We start from the raw sequence: 14,109 nt of genomic DNA on the forward strand, positions 1-14,109 counted from the left end.
TCGGCCCCGGCCGGCATTGCGTATCCTTGGGGCCATAAATCCCGCATCAGGAGCCCATATTGAGCCTCAATGACATTATCCACTGGGTCAGCGACACCGTGCGGCAGCATGAAGCCTGGGCCATCCCGATTATCTTCTTCCTGGCGTTCGGCGAATCGCTGGCGTTCCTGTCGCTGCTGTTGCCGGCCACGGTGATTCTGCTGGCGCTGGGAGCCTTGATAGGCGAAAGCGGCATTGCATTCTGGCCTATCTGGGCCGCCGCCGCTGCCGGGGCCTTTTTCGGCGACTGGCTCTCTTACTGGATTGGCTATCACTATCAAGACCGGGTGGCGCATATGTGGCCCCTTTCCCGCAATCCACAGCTACTCACGCGTGGCCATGCGTTTTTTGAACGCTGGGGAGTACTGGGCATTTTCATTGGTCGCTTCTTCGGCCCGTTGCGTGCCGTGGTGCCTTTGGTTGGTGGCATTTGCGGTATGCCCCAGCGTTATTTCCAGGTGGCGAATATCACGTCGGCGATGATCTGGGCGTTTGGCATTCTCGCGCCGGGGGCGTTTGGCATCAAGTGGTTAAGCCAGTGGTTTGGCTAGTTCTGGTCTGACTTGCGTAGCGTTTCGCAATTTTGCGCCGTTGGGGCAAAAACAGACTGGACATCCATACAGCATCCCCTTAACGTGACGGGCAACAGGCGCATAAAACGCCGGAACGGTCAGGTGTAACAGGAGGCAGGGTGGATACCAGTTTGGTTTACGGTATGGGCGGGGTGGCAATTGGCCTGCTGTTGGGGTGGCTAATTGCCAGTTTGCGTGTGCAGCAGACGCAGGCACAGCATGAAACCGAGCAACGGCTGTTGGAACAATCGCTACAGCAGGCGCAGCAGGAAACAGCAGCCCGGCAAGAAACGCTGCAGCGTAATGAACAACAAATGCGACAGACCGATCTGGAACTGCGCAATTTGCACAGCCAGCTGGCTGCCGGGCACGAAAAACTTCAACAGCTCAATCACTGGCGCAACGAATGCGAGTTGCTGAATCAGGAACTGCGCGCCCAGCGTGAGGTTAACAGCGCTCAGGAGGCCGAGCTGCGTGAGGTGACTATCCGCCTGGAAGAGACCCGTATGGCGGCAGAAGAGAAACAGCGTCTGCTGATTAACAGCGAGCAGCGCCTCACCACCCAATTTGAAAATTTGGCTAACCGCATTTTTGAACACAGCGGGCGCAAGGTTGACGAGCAGAATAAGCAAAGCCTGGACCGCCTGTTACTGCCGCTGCGTGAGCAACTCGATGGTTTCCGCCGCCAGGTACAGGATAGTTTTGGCCAGGAAGCGCGTGAACGCCATACGCTGACCCACGAAATACGTAACCTGCAGCAGCTCAATGCACAAATGGCACGCGAGGCGATTAACCTCACCAAGGCCCTGAAAGGGGATAACAAAACTCAGGGTAACTGGGGTGAGGTGGTGTTAAGTCGGGTACTGGAAGCCTCCGGCCTGCGCGAAGGACACGAATACGAAACCCAGGTCAATGTGCGGCTGGATCATCAGAGCCGTATGCAGCCCGACGTTATCGTTCGTTTACCGCAGGGTAAGGACGTGGTCATCGATGCGAAAATGTCGCTGGTGGCCTACGAACGTTACTTCAACAGTGAAGATGAAGTGGAACGCGAGGCGGCGCTGAGTGAGCATATTGGCTCGCTGCGTGGCCATATCCGCCTGTTGGGACGCAAGGATTACCAGCAGTTGCCCGGCCTGCGTTCGCTGGACTACGTACTGATGTTTATTCCGGTCGAGCCGGCTTTCCTGCTGGCCATCGACCGTGAGCCGGAGCTGATCAGCGAAGCGCTCAAACACAACATCATGCTGGTCAGCCCGACTACCTTGCTGGTGGCGTTGCGCACCATCACCAATCTTTGGCGCTATGAGCATCAGAGCCAGAATGCCCAACGCATTGCCGACAGAGCGGCGCGGTTGTATGACAAAATGCGGCTGTTTGTTGACGATATGTCGGCGCTGGGGCAGAGCCTGGACAAGGCCCAGGGGAGTTATCGCCAGGCGATGAATAAACTGAGCGAAGGCCGTGGTAATCTTATCGGCCAGACCGAGGGGTTCCGCGCTTTGGGGGTTGAGGTGAAAAGGCCGATTAACCCGCTGCTGGCTCAGCAGGCCAGTGCGCAGCATGATGAAGAATGCGAGGCGACGGGCTTTGATGAAGTTGACGCGTTGCCCGGGGCGGAAGACGACGACTCCGCAGAGGAACCCCGCTCCGCATCGCAGGCATGACAGCGGCTGCGAGGTGGGGTATTGCGTAGGGTTCTGGTACACTCATCCACACTAAATTGACTGAATAGCAGGCAGGACAATGGCAGATCAACCGCAGGAAACCACCGACTTCGGTTTTCGCACCGTAGCTAGAGACGAGAAGCAGGCCATGGTGGCAGATGTTTTTCATTCGGTAGCTGCAAAGTATGACGTGATGAACGACCTGATGTCGTTTGGTATCCACCGTATCTGGAAGCGTTTTACCATTGACTGCAGCGGCGTTCGCCGTGGGCAGCGGGTGTTGGATCTGGCCGGTGGTACCGGTGACCTGGCCGCCAAGTTCTCCCGCATGGTCGGTGAGCAGGGGCAGGTGGTACTGGCGGACATTAACGATTCCATGCTGAAGATGGGGCGCGAGAAGCTGCGCGACCGCGGCATTATCGGTAACGTCAACTATGTGCAGGCCAATGCCGAAGCGCTGCCGTTCCCGGATAACTATTTTGACTGCATTACCATTTCCTTCGGCCTGCGCAACGTGACCGACAAAGACAAGGCGCTGCGTTCCATGTTCCGCGTGCTTAAGCCGGGCGGCCGTTTGCTGGTGCTGGAGTTCTCCAAGCCGCTGCTGGCGCCGTTAAGTAAAGCCTATGACGCCTACTCGTTCCACGTGCTGCCGAAAATCGGGGAGCTGGTGGTGAAGGATCCGGAAAGTTACCGTTATCTGGCTGAGTCGATCCGCATGCATCCCGATCAGGAAACCCTGAAAGGTATGATGGGGGCTGCCGGCTTTGACAACGTGACCTATTTTAACCTGACCGGCGGCATTGTGGCCCTGCATCGCGGCTTCAAGTTCTGATATGGACATGCCGATGCTGTTAACCCCGTTGTTGACCGGCGTGCTGGAAACATCGCTCAACAGCCTGCTGTTCCGCGATCGCAGCATGAAAGCCGCCCGTTTGCGCCTGGCGGGTAAGGTTCTGCGTATTGAATTGCAGGAGCTTTCCTCACCGTTGGTGTTGCTGTTCAGTGAGCAGCGTGTCGATGTGCTTGGTCAGTCTGAAGATACCGCCGACTGCACGGTGCGCAGCCGCATCTCGGTGTTGCTGAAGCTGCGGGATCGCCAGCAACTTTCGCCATTGATGCGCAGCGGTGAACTGATTGTCGAAGGTGATATTCAGGTGGTTCAACAACTGGTTGGGCTGCTCGATCTGGCAGAGTGGGATCCGGCTGAATGGTTGGCCCCCTACATCGGCGATATTGCCGCGCAGGGTATCACGCAGGCGCTCGGTAAGGGCGCGAATCTGCTGAAGACAGGCTTTCAGCGTCAACAGCATTATGTAGCGGAAACGCTGACGGAAGAGTGGCGCGTGGCGCCAGGCCCACTGGAAGTTGTGTGGTTCAACGAGGAAGTTGATGCCACCGTTCGCAACCTCGAAGCGCTGATTGCTCGCATGGACAAGTTGGAGGGTAAACGATGACCCCTGGCGAACTACGCCGCCTGTATTTGATCGTCCGCGTTTTTCTCAGCTATGGCCTGGATGAACTGATCCCCCAGATGCGCTTGACGTTGCCGCTGCGCGTGGGGCGCCGTCTGCTGTTCTGGATGCCAAACCGCCATGCAGACAAACCGCTGGGTGAACGTCTGCGTTTGGCCTTGCAGGAACTGGGGCCGGTATGGATCAAGTTTGGCCAGATGATGTCAACACGCCGCGACCTGTTCCCACCACAAATCGCCGATCAACTGACTCTGTTGCAGGACCGGGTTGCCCCCTTCGATGGTGCACTGGCGCGCAAGCATATTGAGTTGGCGATGGGCGGCCCGCTGGAAACCTGGTTTGATGATTTTGACCAGCAGGCGCTGGCTTCGGCATCGATAGCTCAGGTGCATACCGCACGGCTAAAAACGACCGGGCAGGAAGTGGTTCTGAAGGTGATTCGGCCCGATATTCGGCCGATCATCAAGGCTGACGTCCGCCTGATGTATCGTTTGGCGGCCTGGGTGCCAAAGCTGATGCCGGATGGTCGCCGTCTGCGTCCGCGTGAAGTGGTGCGCGAATATGAAAAGACCTTGCTGGACGAGTTGAACCTGCTGCGTGAAGCGGCCAACGCCATCCAGCTGCGCCGCAATTTCGACGGTAGCCCGATGCTGTATGTGCCGGAGGTTTACTCCGATTACTGCCGCGAAAGCGTGTTGGTCATGGAGCGCATCTACGGAATTCCGGTTTCGGATATTCCAACGCTGGAAAAGCAGGGCACCAACATGAAACTGTTGGCCGAACGCGGGGTTCAGGTGTTCTTTACCCAGGTGTTCCGCGACAGCTTCTTCCATGCGGACATGCATCCCGGTAATATTTTTGTCAGCTATGAGCATCCTGAAGATCCCTGCTATATCGGCATTGACTGCGGTATTGTCGGCTCGTTGAACAAAGACGATAAACGCTATCTGGCGGAAAACTTTATTGCCTTCTTCAATCGTGACTATCGCAAGGTTGCAGAACTGCACGTTGATTCTGGCTGGGTGCCGCGCGACACCAACGTGGAAGATTTCGAATTCGCTATTCGCACGGTGTGTGAACCCATCTTCGAAAAGCCACTGTCGGAAATTTCGTTCGGCAACGTGCTGTTGAACCTGTTCAATACCGCACGCCGTTTCAATATGGAAGTGCAGCCCCAACTGGTGTTATTGCAGAAGACCTTGCTGTATGTTGAAGGTCTGGGCCGGCAGCTCTATCCACAGCTGGATTTGTGGACCACTGCAAAGCCGTTCCTGGAAAGTTGGATGCGCGATCAGGTCGGTATACCGGCAGTGATCCGCGCACTGAAAGAAAAAGCGCCGTTTTGGGCCGAGAAACTGCCCGAACTGCCTGAATTATTTTACGATAGCCTGCAGCAGCATAAACTGTTGCAACAAAGCGTTGATAAGCTGACCAATCAGATGCAGGCCCAGCGCGTTCGCCAGGGACAATCGCGTTATTTGTTCGGCGTTGGCGCTACACTGTTAGTAAGCGGTACGATTTTGCTGTTGGGGGATGTTGAAGTGTTCCCTGCGTGGCTGATAGCGGCCGGTATCGTATCCTGGGTGATTGGCTGGAAGCGAACCACCTGAATTGATTCGAAACTCTGGTAAAATCTGCCGTATAATGCGACGGATTTTGAAAAAACCCTGTAAAAATAGAGGTAATTGCAATGGGCGGTATTAGTATTACGCAATTGTTGATCATCGCAGTGATCGTGGTGCTGCTGTTCGGTACCAAAAAGCTCCGTACGCTGGGCTCTGATCTCGGTGCATCAATCAAAGGTTTCAAAAAGGCGATCGGCGATGACAACACGCCGCCGACCAACACGGCTGAAAAAAGCAGCCTGGATGACGCTGACTTCACGGCCAAGCCTATTACCGATAAGCAGCCGGAAGTGAAAACGGAAGAGTCGAAGAACAAAGAGCAGGTATAAACCGTGTTTGACATTGGGTTTAGTGAACTGCTGCTGGTTCTGGTTATCGGCCTGGTGGTACTCGGGCCGGAACGGTTGCCGGTAGCGGTAAGAACAGTTTCGGGCTGGATCCGCGCGCTGCGTTCGCTTGCGGCTTCGGTGCAGAACGAACTTTCTCAGGAACTGAAGCTGCAGGAACTGCAGGACAGCCTGAAAAAGGTAGAGAAGGCGGGCATGCAGAATTTGTCGCCGGAGCTGAAGGCGTCGATGGATGAGCTGAAAGACGCGGCGGAATCGCTGAAACGTTCTTATCTGGGTGACAGTGACAACAAAACCGAACCTGCTCACACCATCCATAACCCTCTGGTCACCGATCCTGAAGCCATTCATGACGGCGTGACGCCGGCAGAGGCTGCGGCCGTGGCATCGTCCCCGGCTGTCGTGCCGGAGCCGGTGGTTTCGGTAACGCCGCCGGTTGCACAACCCGTGGTCGAGCCGGTTAAACAACCGGTCGTTTCGGGCGTTCAGGCAACCCCAGAACCTGTTGCGGATAAAACCCCAGCGTCTCACCAACCTAGTGGCGATCGTTAAAACATGGCTGTTGAAGATACCCAACCCCTTATCAGTCACCTGATAGAACTGCGTAAGCGGTTGTTAAACTCGATTATCAGCATACTGGCGATCTTCCTGGTGCTGGTTTTTTTCGCCAATGATATTTACCAACTGGTGTCAGCACCGCTGATCAAGCAGTTGCCCGCCGGGGCGAGCATGATCGCCACCGACGTGGCTTCACCGTTCTTTACCCCGATCAAATTGACCATGATCGTCTCGGTGTTTGTGTCTGCTCCGGTGATCCTGTATCAGGTGTGGTCCTTCATCGCACCGGCGTTGTACAAACATGAACGTCGCCTGATGATGCCTTTACTGGTCTCCAGCAGCCTGCTGTTTTATCTCGGCATGGCGTTTGCCTACTTTATCGTTTTCCCGCTGGCGTTCGGTTTTTTTGCCAAGACCGCACCGGCCGGGGTAATGATAGCGACCGACATCAATAACTATCTCGATTTCGTCATGGCGCTGTTTATGGCGTTTGGCGTGGCGTTTGAGGTACCGGTTGCCATTATTCTGCTGTGCTGGAGTGGCGTCACTTCACCGGAAGATCTGAAAAAGAAACGACCTTATGTTCTGGTCGGCGCTTTCGTGGTCGGTATGCTGTTGACCCCGCCGGATGTGTTCTCGCAGACCCTGCTGGCGATCCCGATGTATCTGCTGTTTGAAGTGGGCGTGTTCTTTGCCCGCTTCTACACCGGTAAGCGTCGTCCGCAGCCAGAAGAAGAAGACGAGGGTGACGAACCCCCGGCACCTTAATTTCTGTTTGTTTCTAAGCCGCCCGATGGGCGGCTTTTACTTTGGGAACATCATGTTTGATATCGGCGTAAACCTCACCAGCTCACAATTTGCCAAAGACCGCCCGGCGGTGGTGGAGCGCGCCCGTGCTGCAGGAGTAACAGGGCTGCTGATTACCGGTACCGATTTGCAGGAAAGCCTGGCTGCCAGTGAACTGGCGCAACAGCATGCGGGTTTTTGCTGGTCCACCGCCGGCGTGCATCCTCACCATGCCAGCAGTTGGGACGAGCGAGTCTCAGAACAAATCTGCGAGTTAGCCGCCCGGCCACAGGTTGCAGCTATTGGTGAGTGTGGGCTGGATTTCAACCGCAACTTCTCTACTCCAGAGCAGCAGGAGGCGGCATTCAGCGCACAACTGGCGCTGGCGGCAGAGTTGTCGATGCCGGTTTTTCTTCATTGTCGTGATGCACACGCACGTTTTGCAGCGCTGCTGGCGCCGTGGTTGGATAAACTGCCCGCGGCCGTGGTGCACTGTTTTACCGGCACCGCCGAAGAATTGGAAAGCTGCCTGTCGTTAGGCCTGTCGGTGGGTATTACCGGTTGGGTCTGCGATGAGCGGCGTGGCCTGGAACTGCGCGCGTTGCTGCCGCAGATCCCGGCGGACCGTCTGTTGCTGGAGACCGACGCCCCCTATCTGTTGCCCCGGGATTTACTTCCGAAACCCACATCTCGCCGCAACGAACCCTGTTTTTTGCCTCATATCGTCCGGCAGGTGGCCGCCTGGCGACAAGAAGATCCCGAATGGCTGGGGCAAAAAATCGATGAGAACGCCCGCCGGCTATTCCGGCTGGAATGAGTTAGGAGAAAACTATGAGCTATGCATTTCCGGGCACCTTCCCAGGTCGCCGTATGCGCCGCGTGCGCCGTCATGATTTCAGTCGTCGCCTGGTGGCGGAGAACCAACTGACGGTTAACGACCTGATCTACCCGGTATTTGTCATGGAAGGTAGTAACCGTCAGGAAGCCGTGGCATCCATGCCTGGCGTATCGCGCATGAGCATCGACCTGCTGGTTAAAGAAGCGGAAGCCATCGCCAAGCTGGGCGTGCCGGTGATCTCCCTGTTCCCGGTGATTGAGCCTGGCCTGAAGTCACTGCACGCAGAAGAAGCTTATAACCCGGACGGTCTGGTGCAGCGTACGGTACGTGCGTTGAAAGACGCGGTGCCAGAGCTGGGGATTTTGACTGATGTGGCGCTCGATCCTTACACCACCCACGGTCAGGACGGCATCATTGACGAGCAAGGTTATGTTATTAACGACATCACCAAAGAGATTTTGGTGCGTCAGGCACTGTCCCATGCTGAAGCCGGTGCGGAAATCGTGGCGCCAAGCGACATGATGGATGGCCGTATTGGTGCGATCCGCGATCAACTGGAGCATCAGGGCCTGATTAACACTCAGATCATGGCTTACTCTGCCAAATATGCGTCTTGCTACTATGGCCCGTTCCGTGATGCGCTTGGTTCCAGCGGCAATCTGAAAGGTGGCAACAAGAAAACCTACCAGATGGACCCTGCCAACAGCGACGAAGCGCTGCAGGAAATTGCGCAGGATCTGCAGGAAGGCGCAGATATGGTAATGGTGAAGCCGGGCATGCCGTATCTGGACGTGGTACGCCGGGTGAAAGACACCTTTGGTGTGCCGACTTTCGCCTATCAGGTGTCCGGCGAATATGCGATGCACATGGCGGCGATTCAAAACGGTTGGTTGCAGGAACAACCGGCGGTGATGGAGTCGTTGATGTGCTTCAAGCGTGCCGGTGCCGATGGTGTGCTGACCTACTTCGCCAAGCGGGTAGCTCAGTGGATGCATGACGACGCGATGCAGCGCTAAGGCGCGAGTATCCAATGATAAAGGCGCCTTGGGCGCCTTTTTTACATTACAGTTTTTGGAACTGTCGGTTGTCCACGCTTTGGCTGACCTGTTTGTTGATCAGGTTGAGCAACAGCATTGAGCGCGCTTCGCCGTCCGGCTCGGTGTAAATCGCCTGCAGCCCTTCGAACACCCCATCGACGATCAACACACTATCGCCGGGTTGCGGCGTTTCCGGGTCGACATAGGTTTCGCAGGTGTGTGTCTGCAACTCTTCGATTACCTTCTGCGGGATAGTGGTCGGCGTCGAACCAAAGCGCACGAAGTGGCTGACACCACGTGTTGCACTGATGGTGGTGGTATGGATACGCTCCGGATCGAATTCCACAAACAAATAGTTGGGGAACAGAGGCTCGCTGACCGCGATGCGTTTGCCGCGAACGATCTTTTCCAGCGTAATGATCGGGCTAAGGCAGTTCACTTCCTGCCGCTCGAGATGTTCCTGCGCCCGTAAGAGCTGGCCGCGTTTGCAATACAATAGATACCAGGATTCCATAATTTCACATGCCTTTCTGTCAGCCGGTAAGCATATCAAAAGCCATTACGGATACATAGTGATGCAAGTTTCAGCATGTAACAGCCGCTATCTGCATGAATCTTTGGCAATTAGCGAGGGGTCACACACTTATCCGCACGGCTTGGGTATAACAGAGGGCTAAAAATTTGCTACCGTCGCAGTATGCCTTGGGGCGCTGTCGCCTGATGTGACGGTATTCATCGTTTTTGATTGAGGGGGAGAAATGGAGTTATTTCTGTTGAGCAACGGCAAACTGTCCGGTGAGAGTGAACTGCTGGGCTATGCCAAGAGCCATCTGTTGGCGATGATCGCCCGCCGTGGCATCACATCCGCCGTCTTTATCCCCTATGCCATGATCCGTAGTGATTACGATCAGCGCGCGCAGGAGCTGGCGCAAACTCTGGGCATCAAGGTCACCAGCATTCACCATGCCGAGTCCCCAGCTGCGGCGATTGAACAGGCGGAATGTATCCTGGTCAGCGGCGGCAATACCTGGATGCTGAACCAAATGCTGCATGAGAAGGGCCTGATTGTTCCGATCCAGCGGGCTGTTCGTGAACGTAGCGTCCCCTATGTTGGCTGGAGCGCCGGTTGTAACGTGGCTACGCCAAGTATCCGTACCACCAATGATATGCCGGTACGCAACAGCGTAGTGTTGCCGGCGTTGAGCCTGTTCCCGGTGCAGATTAACCCGCATTACATTGACGCCCATATCAGTGGCCACATGGGCGAAACCCGTGATGAGCGCCTGGCGGAATTCTGTGCAGTCAATCCGAGCGAATCTGTAGTGGCGCTGCGCGAGGGCAGTCTGTTGCACGTTGAGGGCAATGACTTGCGTTATTTCAGTGCCAGAGACCAAGGCTTCAAGGTGTTCCGCCACGGCGTAGAGACCCAAGAGTATCAGGATACGCAGGCATTACGCCCGCTGGTGCCGTTCACGTGCCACTGAGTGCCGGTAAGGTCTTTACCGGTGTTTAACAAAAGTGCAGCAACAACCGTGAAGAGGGCTTATAATGCCCTTCTCACTGGCCGTTATAATGATCAGCATGAAATACCGTGACTTACGCGATTTCCTCTCGTTGCTGGAAAAGAGAGGGGAACTAAAACGCATCAGCCAGCCGATTGATCCCTATCTGGAAATGACAGAAATTGCCGATCGTACTTTACGTGCGGGCGGCCCGGCGTTGCTGTTCGAAAACCCGAAAGGGTACGACATGCCGGTGCTGTGCAATCTGTTCGGTACTCCTGGTCGCGTAGCGATGGGGATGGGCCAGGAAGACGTCAGCTCGTTGCGCGAGGTCGGCAAGTTGCTGGCGTTCCTTAAAGAGCCGGAGCCGCCAAAGGGCTTTCGCGATCTGTTCGATAAACTGCCGAAGTTCAAGCAAGTGCTGAACATGCCGACCAAGGTGTTGGGTTCAGCGCCTTGTCAGGAGCAGGTATGGCAGGGGGATGACGTCGATCTCAGCCGTATCCCGGTGATGCACTGCTGGCCGGAAGACGCCGCACCCTTGATCACCTGGGGCCTGACCGTGACCCGCGGGCCGCAAAAAGAGCGGCAGAACCTGGGTATTTATCGCCAACAGGTGCTGAGCAAGAATAAAGTCATCATGCGTTGGCTGTCGCACCGCGGCGGCGCGCTGGATTACCAGGAATGGTGCCAGGCGCATCCCGGTGAGCGTTTCCCGGTTGCGGTTGCGCTGGGCGCAGATCCCGCCACCATTCTCGGCGCGGTCACGCCAGTGCCGGATACCCTGTCTGAATATGCCTTTGCCGGGCTGCTGCGCGGCAACAAAACCGAAGTGGTCAAGTGCATTTCCTGCGACCTGGAAGTGCCCGCCAGCGCGGAAATCGTGTTGGAAGGCTATATCGAACCGGGAGAAATGGCGCCTGAAGGCCCGTATGGCGATCACACCGGTTACTACAACGAAATTGACCACTTCCCGGTATTCACCATCACCCACATCACCCAGCGTCGTGACGCCATTTATCACTCGACCTATACCGGCCGTCCGCCGGATGAGCCGGCGGTGTTGGGCGTGGCGCTCAATGAAGTCTTCGTTCCTATCCTGCAAAAGCAGTTCCCGGAAATTGTCGATTTCTATCTGCCGCCTGAGGGTTGCTCATATCGCCTGGCAGTGGTGACTATCAAGAAACAGTATGCCGGTCATGCCAAGCGCGTAATGATGGGGGTCTGGTCATTCCTGCGTCAGTTTATGTACACCAAGTTTGTGATCGTCTGCGATGATGACGTCAACGCACGCGACTGGAATGATGTGATTTGGGCGATCACCACCCGAATGGATCCGGCAAGGGATACCGTTTTGGTGGAGAATACGCCGATCGATTATTTGGACTTCGCCTCACCGGTTTCCGGTTTGGGATCGAAGATGGGGCTGGATGCCACCAATAAATGGCCGGGTGAAACCCAGCGCGAATGGGGCCGTCCGATTCAGATGGATGAAAAGGTGCGTGCGCGCGTCGATGAAATCTGGGATGAGCTCGCAATTTTCAGTGACAGAGAACCGACGCTTTAGCGCCAGGCTTTGTTCTCAGTTTTGCATTGATGACCCGACAGAGGGAACGCATGACAATATTGAGCTGTAAAGTGACCTCCGTAGAGGCCATTACCGATACGGTTTATCGGGTACGCTTGGTGCCTGAGGCACCGTTTTCTTTCAAGGCTGGACAGTATCTGATGGTGGTGATGGATGAGCGCGACAAGCGTCCGTTCTCACTGGCCTCCATTCCGTCAGACCAGGATTACATTGAGCTGCATATTGGCGCTTCGGAGCTGAATCTGTACGCCATGGCGGTAATGGATCGCATTCTGAAAGAGCAGGCGATTACCGTTGATATCCCACACGGTGACGCCTGGCTACGTGAAGAAGGCAGCCGTCCGCTGGTGTTGATCGCCGGCGGTACTGGTTTCTCCTACGCGCGCTCGATTCTGTTGGCCGCGCTGGAGCAGCAGCCGGAACGCGATATTTCCATCTACTGGGGCGGACGCGAACTGAAGCACCTGTATGACTTGAGCGAGCTGGAAGCGCTGTCGTTACGGCATCCTAATCTGAAAGTCATTCCGGTGGTTGAACAGCCGGAAGATGAGTGGCGCGGCCGCAGCGGCACGGTGCTCAGCGCGGTGCTGCAGGACTTCGGCACGCTGGCAGAGCACGACATTTATATTGCCGGCCGCTTCGAGATGGCCAAAATCGCTCGCGAACGTTTCTGCGCCGAACGTGGCGCGCTGGAAGCGCATATGTTTGGCGACGCCTTCTCGTTTATCTGAGGCGCGAAGCAGTAGCAAACGGGGTGGCCAATGGCTGCCCCTTTTTATTGGGGCGTCAGTAGAATTCAGGCATAAAAAAACCCGCCCCTGACAGGCGGGAAGTACGGCAACTAAACTTGGTGGAATGCTGCGGTTTGAAGTGTTGACGCAGTCATCCCTAATAGACACAGCTAAACGCGTTCAAAAACGGTAGCAATCCCCTGACCCAAACCGATACACATGGTCGCCAAACCAAACTGTACGTCGCGGCGTTCCATATTGTTCAGCAGGGTAGTCGAGATACGTGAGCCCGAGCAGCCTAATGGGTGGCCCAGAGCAATGGCGCCGCCGTTCAGGTTGATTTTGTCGTCGATGCTGTCCAGCAGTCCCAAATCCTTGATGCACGGCAGTGACTGGGCGGCAAAGGCTTCATTCAGTTCAAACAGGTCGATGTCCTGTACGCTCAGGCCGGCACGTTTGAGCGCCAACTTGCTGGCAGGCACAGGGCCGTAACCCATGATGGAAGGGTCACAACCGACAACGGCCATTGAACGAATGCGGGCACGGGCTTTCAGGCCAAGCGCTTTGGCGCGTGATTCACTCATCAACAGCATGGCAGAGGCACCGTCGGACAATGCCGAAGAAGTCCCGGCGGTCACGGTACCGTTGACCGGATCGAAGGCCGGACGCAGCGCTGCCAGGCTGGCAACGGTGGTTTCCGGGCGGATGACCTCGTCGAAGTCATAGCGGGTCAGCACACCGTCGGCGTCGTGGCCGGTGGTTGGGATGATTTCATTCTTGAAATAGCCGGCCAGGGTGGCAGCATGTGCGCGTTGGTGCGAGCGTGCTGCGAACTCATCCTGCATCTGGCGGCTGATATTGTGCATCTTGGCCAGCATCTCGGCGGTCAGCCCCATCATTCCGGCTGCTTTTGCCACGCTGCGACTCAGACCCGGGTGGAAATCCACACCGTGATTCATCGGTACGTGGCCCATATGTTCTACGCCACCAATCAGGCTGACGTGTGCATCGCCGACCATAATGGCGCGTGCGGCATCGTGCAGTGCCTGCATGGAGGAGCCGCACAGCCGGTTGACGGTGACCGCCGGGACACTGTGCGGGATCTCGGCCAGCAGCGAAGCGTTACGGGCAATGTTAAAGCCCTGCTCCAGCGTCTGCTGCACGCAACCCCAATAAATGTCGTCAATTTCGGCGGCATCCAGCGACGGATTACGGCTCAGTACGGCGCGCATCAGGTGAGCGGAAAGATCTTCAGCACGTACCTGGCGGAAGGCGCCGCCCTTGGAGCGGCCCATCGGCGTGCGTACGGCATCAACAATAACTACGTTTTCCATCTTTATGACC

At 56.2% G+C, this 14,109-nt stretch carries 15 protein-coding genes; 13 read left to right on the top strand and 2 right to left on the bottom strand.

Annotated features, from left to right (window positions below; translation table 11 throughout):
- The first annotated feature begins 59 nt into the window (after positions 1 to 59).
- The 10 genes from ACNT1W_RS03425 to hemB all read left to right on the top strand — a co-directional run bounded on the left by ACNT1W_RS03425 (position 60) and on the right by hemB (position 8,923).
- Positions 60 to 590, top strand: coding sequence for a DedA family protein (locus ACNT1W_RS03425; RefSeq protein ID WP_012004716.1), 531 nt, complete (start codon positions 60 to 62; stop codon positions 588 to 590).
- Between the two features lie 140 nt (positions 591 to 730).
- A complete protein-coding gene (rmuC, locus tag ACNT1W_RS03430) occupies positions 731 to 2,278 on the top strand; it encodes a DNA recombination protein RmuC (protein ID WP_261132873.1) in 1,548 nt (515 codons plus the stop codon).
- Between the two features lie 79 nt (positions 2,279 to 2,357).
- Positions 2,358 to 3,113 carry a bifunctional demethylmenaquinone methyltransferase/2-methoxy-6-polyprenyl-1,4-benzoquinol methylase UbiE gene (gene ubiE / locus ACNT1W_RS03435; RefSeq protein ID WP_012004718.1) on the top strand — a complete coding sequence of 252 codons (756 nt, stop codon included), beginning with the start codon at positions 2,358 to 2,360 and terminating at the stop codon, positions 3,111 to 3,113.
- A 13-nt stretch (positions 3,114 to 3,126) separates the two neighbouring features.
- The gene (gene ubiJ / locus ACNT1W_RS03440; RefSeq protein WP_017891312.1) at positions 3,127 to 3,735 is read left to right on the top strand and encodes a ubiquinone biosynthesis protein UbiJ; all 609 of its coding nucleotides are present in this window, start codon (positions 3,127 to 3,129) and stop codon (positions 3,733 to 3,735) included.
- Positions 3,732 to 5,363, top strand: a complete 1,632-nt coding sequence (ubiB, locus tag ACNT1W_RS03445) for a ubiquinone biosynthesis regulatory protein kinase UbiB (protein ID WP_017891313.1) — start codon at positions 3,732 to 3,734, stop codon at positions 5,361 to 5,363. Before ubiJ ends, ubiB begins: the two co-directional genes overlap by 4 nt.
- Before the next feature lie 80 nt (positions 5,364 to 5,443).
- Positions 5,444 to 5,707, top strand: a complete 264-nt coding sequence (tatA, locus tag ACNT1W_RS03450) for a Sec-independent protein translocase subunit TatA (RefSeq protein WP_006323098.1) — start codon at positions 5,444 to 5,446, stop codon at positions 5,705 to 5,707.
- Between the two features lie 3 nt (positions 5,708 to 5,710).
- Entirely contained in the window at positions 5,711 to 6,277 is a 567-nt protein-coding gene (tatB, locus tag ACNT1W_RS03455; RefSeq protein WP_115183420.1) for a Sec-independent protein translocase protein TatB, read from the top strand.
- Between the two features lie 3 nt (positions 6,278 to 6,280).
- The gene (gene tatC, locus ACNT1W_RS03460; RefSeq protein WP_012004722.1) at positions 6,281 to 7,051 is read left to right on the top strand and encodes a Sec-independent protein translocase subunit TatC; all 771 of its coding nucleotides are present in this window, start codon (positions 6,281 to 6,283) and stop codon (positions 7,049 to 7,051) included.
- A gap of 52 nt (positions 7,052 to 7,103) precedes the next feature.
- Positions 7,104 to 7,886, top strand: a complete 783-nt coding sequence (tatD, locus tag ACNT1W_RS03465; RefSeq protein ID WP_126501210.1) for a 3'-5' ssDNA/RNA exonuclease TatD — start codon at positions 7,104 to 7,106, stop codon at positions 7,884 to 7,886.
- Positions 7,887 to 7,900: 14 nt separating this feature from the next.
- Positions 7,901 to 8,923, top strand: coding sequence for a porphobilinogen synthase (gene hemB / locus ACNT1W_RS03470; RefSeq protein ID WP_012004724.1), 1,023 nt, complete (start codon positions 7,901 to 7,903; stop codon positions 8,921 to 8,923).
- 46 nt (positions 8,924 to 8,969) lie between these two features.
- On the opposite strand, the gene rfaH is transcribed toward hemB, so the two are convergent.
- The gene (gene rfaH / locus ACNT1W_RS03475) at positions 8,970 to 9,458 is read right to left on the bottom strand and encodes a transcription/translation regulatory transformer protein RfaH (RefSeq protein WP_012004725.1); all 489 of its coding nucleotides are present in this window, start codon (positions 9,456 to 9,458) and stop codon (positions 8,970 to 8,972) included.
- A gap of 244 nt (positions 9,459 to 9,702) precedes the next feature.
- On the opposite strand from rfaH, the gene pepE reads away from it, so the two are divergent.
- From pepE to fre, 3 genes are all read left to right on the top strand, one after another.
- Complete coding sequence (gene pepE / locus ACNT1W_RS03480; RefSeq protein ID WP_012004726.1) at positions 9,703 to 10,428, top strand: dipeptidase PepE; 726 nt, start codon at positions 9,703 to 9,705, stop codon at positions 10,426 to 10,428.
- 88 nt (positions 10,429 to 10,516) lie between these two features.
- Positions 10,517 to 12,013, top strand: a complete 1,497-nt coding sequence (ubiD, locus tag ACNT1W_RS03485) for a 4-hydroxy-3-polyprenylbenzoate decarboxylase (RefSeq protein WP_115184902.1) — start codon at positions 10,517 to 10,519, stop codon at positions 12,011 to 12,013.
- 50 nt (positions 12,014 to 12,063) lie between these two features.
- Positions 12,064 to 12,765 carry an NAD(P)H-flavin reductase gene (gene fre / locus ACNT1W_RS03490; RefSeq protein ID WP_419246421.1) on the top strand — a complete coding sequence of 234 codons (702 nt, stop codon included), beginning with the start codon at positions 12,064 to 12,066 and terminating at the stop codon, positions 12,763 to 12,765.
- A gap of 170 nt (positions 12,766 to 12,935) precedes the next feature.
- Here the strand turns inward: fre and fadA are convergent, their stop codons facing one another.
- Positions 12,936 to 14,099 carry an acetyl-CoA C-acyltransferase FadA gene (gene fadA, locus ACNT1W_RS03495; RefSeq protein WP_012004729.1) on the bottom strand — a complete coding sequence of 388 codons (1,164 nt, stop codon included), beginning with the start codon at positions 14,097 to 14,099 and terminating at the stop codon, positions 12,936 to 12,938.
- Positions 14,100 to 14,109 lie beyond the last annotated feature (10 nt).

The sequence above is a fragment of the Serratia sp. NFX21 genome, from assembly GCF_048517035.1.
In the GTDB taxonomy this organism is placed as follows: domain Bacteria; phylum Pseudomonadota; class Gammaproteobacteria; order Enterobacterales; family Enterobacteriaceae; genus Serratia; species Serratia quinivorans.

Coding starts and splice junctions, on each gene's coding strand:
- ubiE (WP_012004718.1), top strand. CDS start 2,358: ATGGCAGATCAACCGCAGGAAACCACCGACTTCGGTTTTCGCACCGTA.
- ubiJ (WP_017891312.1), top strand. CDS start 3,127: ATGCTGTTAACCCCGTTGTTGACCGGCGTGCTGGAAACATCGCTCAAC.
- ubiB (WP_017891313.1), top strand. CDS start 3,732: ATGACCCCTGGCGAACTACGCCGCCTGTATTTGATCGTCCGCGTTTTT.
- tatA (WP_006323098.1), top strand. CDS start 5,444: ATGGGCGGTATTAGTATTACGCAATTGTTGATCATCGCAGTGATCGTG.
- tatC (WP_012004722.1), top strand. CDS start 6,281: ATGGCTGTTGAAGATACCCAACCCCTTATCAGTCACCTGATAGAACTG.
- tatD (WP_126501210.1), top strand. CDS start 7,104: ATGTTTGATATCGGCGTAAACCTCACCAGCTCACAATTTGCCAAAGAC.
- hemB (WP_012004724.1), top strand. CDS start 7,901: ATGAGCTATGCATTTCCGGGCACCTTCCCAGGTCGCCGTATGCGCCGC.
- rfaH (WP_012004725.1), bottom strand. CDS start 9,458: ATGGAATCCTGGTATCTATTGTATTGCAAACGCGGCCAGCTCTTACGG.
- pepE (WP_012004726.1), top strand. CDS start 9,703: ATGGAGTTATTTCTGTTGAGCAACGGCAAACTGTCCGGTGAGAGTGAA.
- ubiD (WP_115184902.1), top strand. CDS start 10,517: ATGATCAGCATGAAATACCGTGACTTACGCGATTTCCTCTCGTTGCTG.
- fre (WP_419246421.1), top strand. CDS start 12,064: ATGACAATATTGAGCTGTAAAGTGACCTCCGTAGAGGCCATTACCGAT.
- fadA (WP_012004729.1), bottom strand. CDS start 14,099: ATGGAAAACGTAGTTATTGTTGATGCCGTACGCACGCCGATGGGCCGC.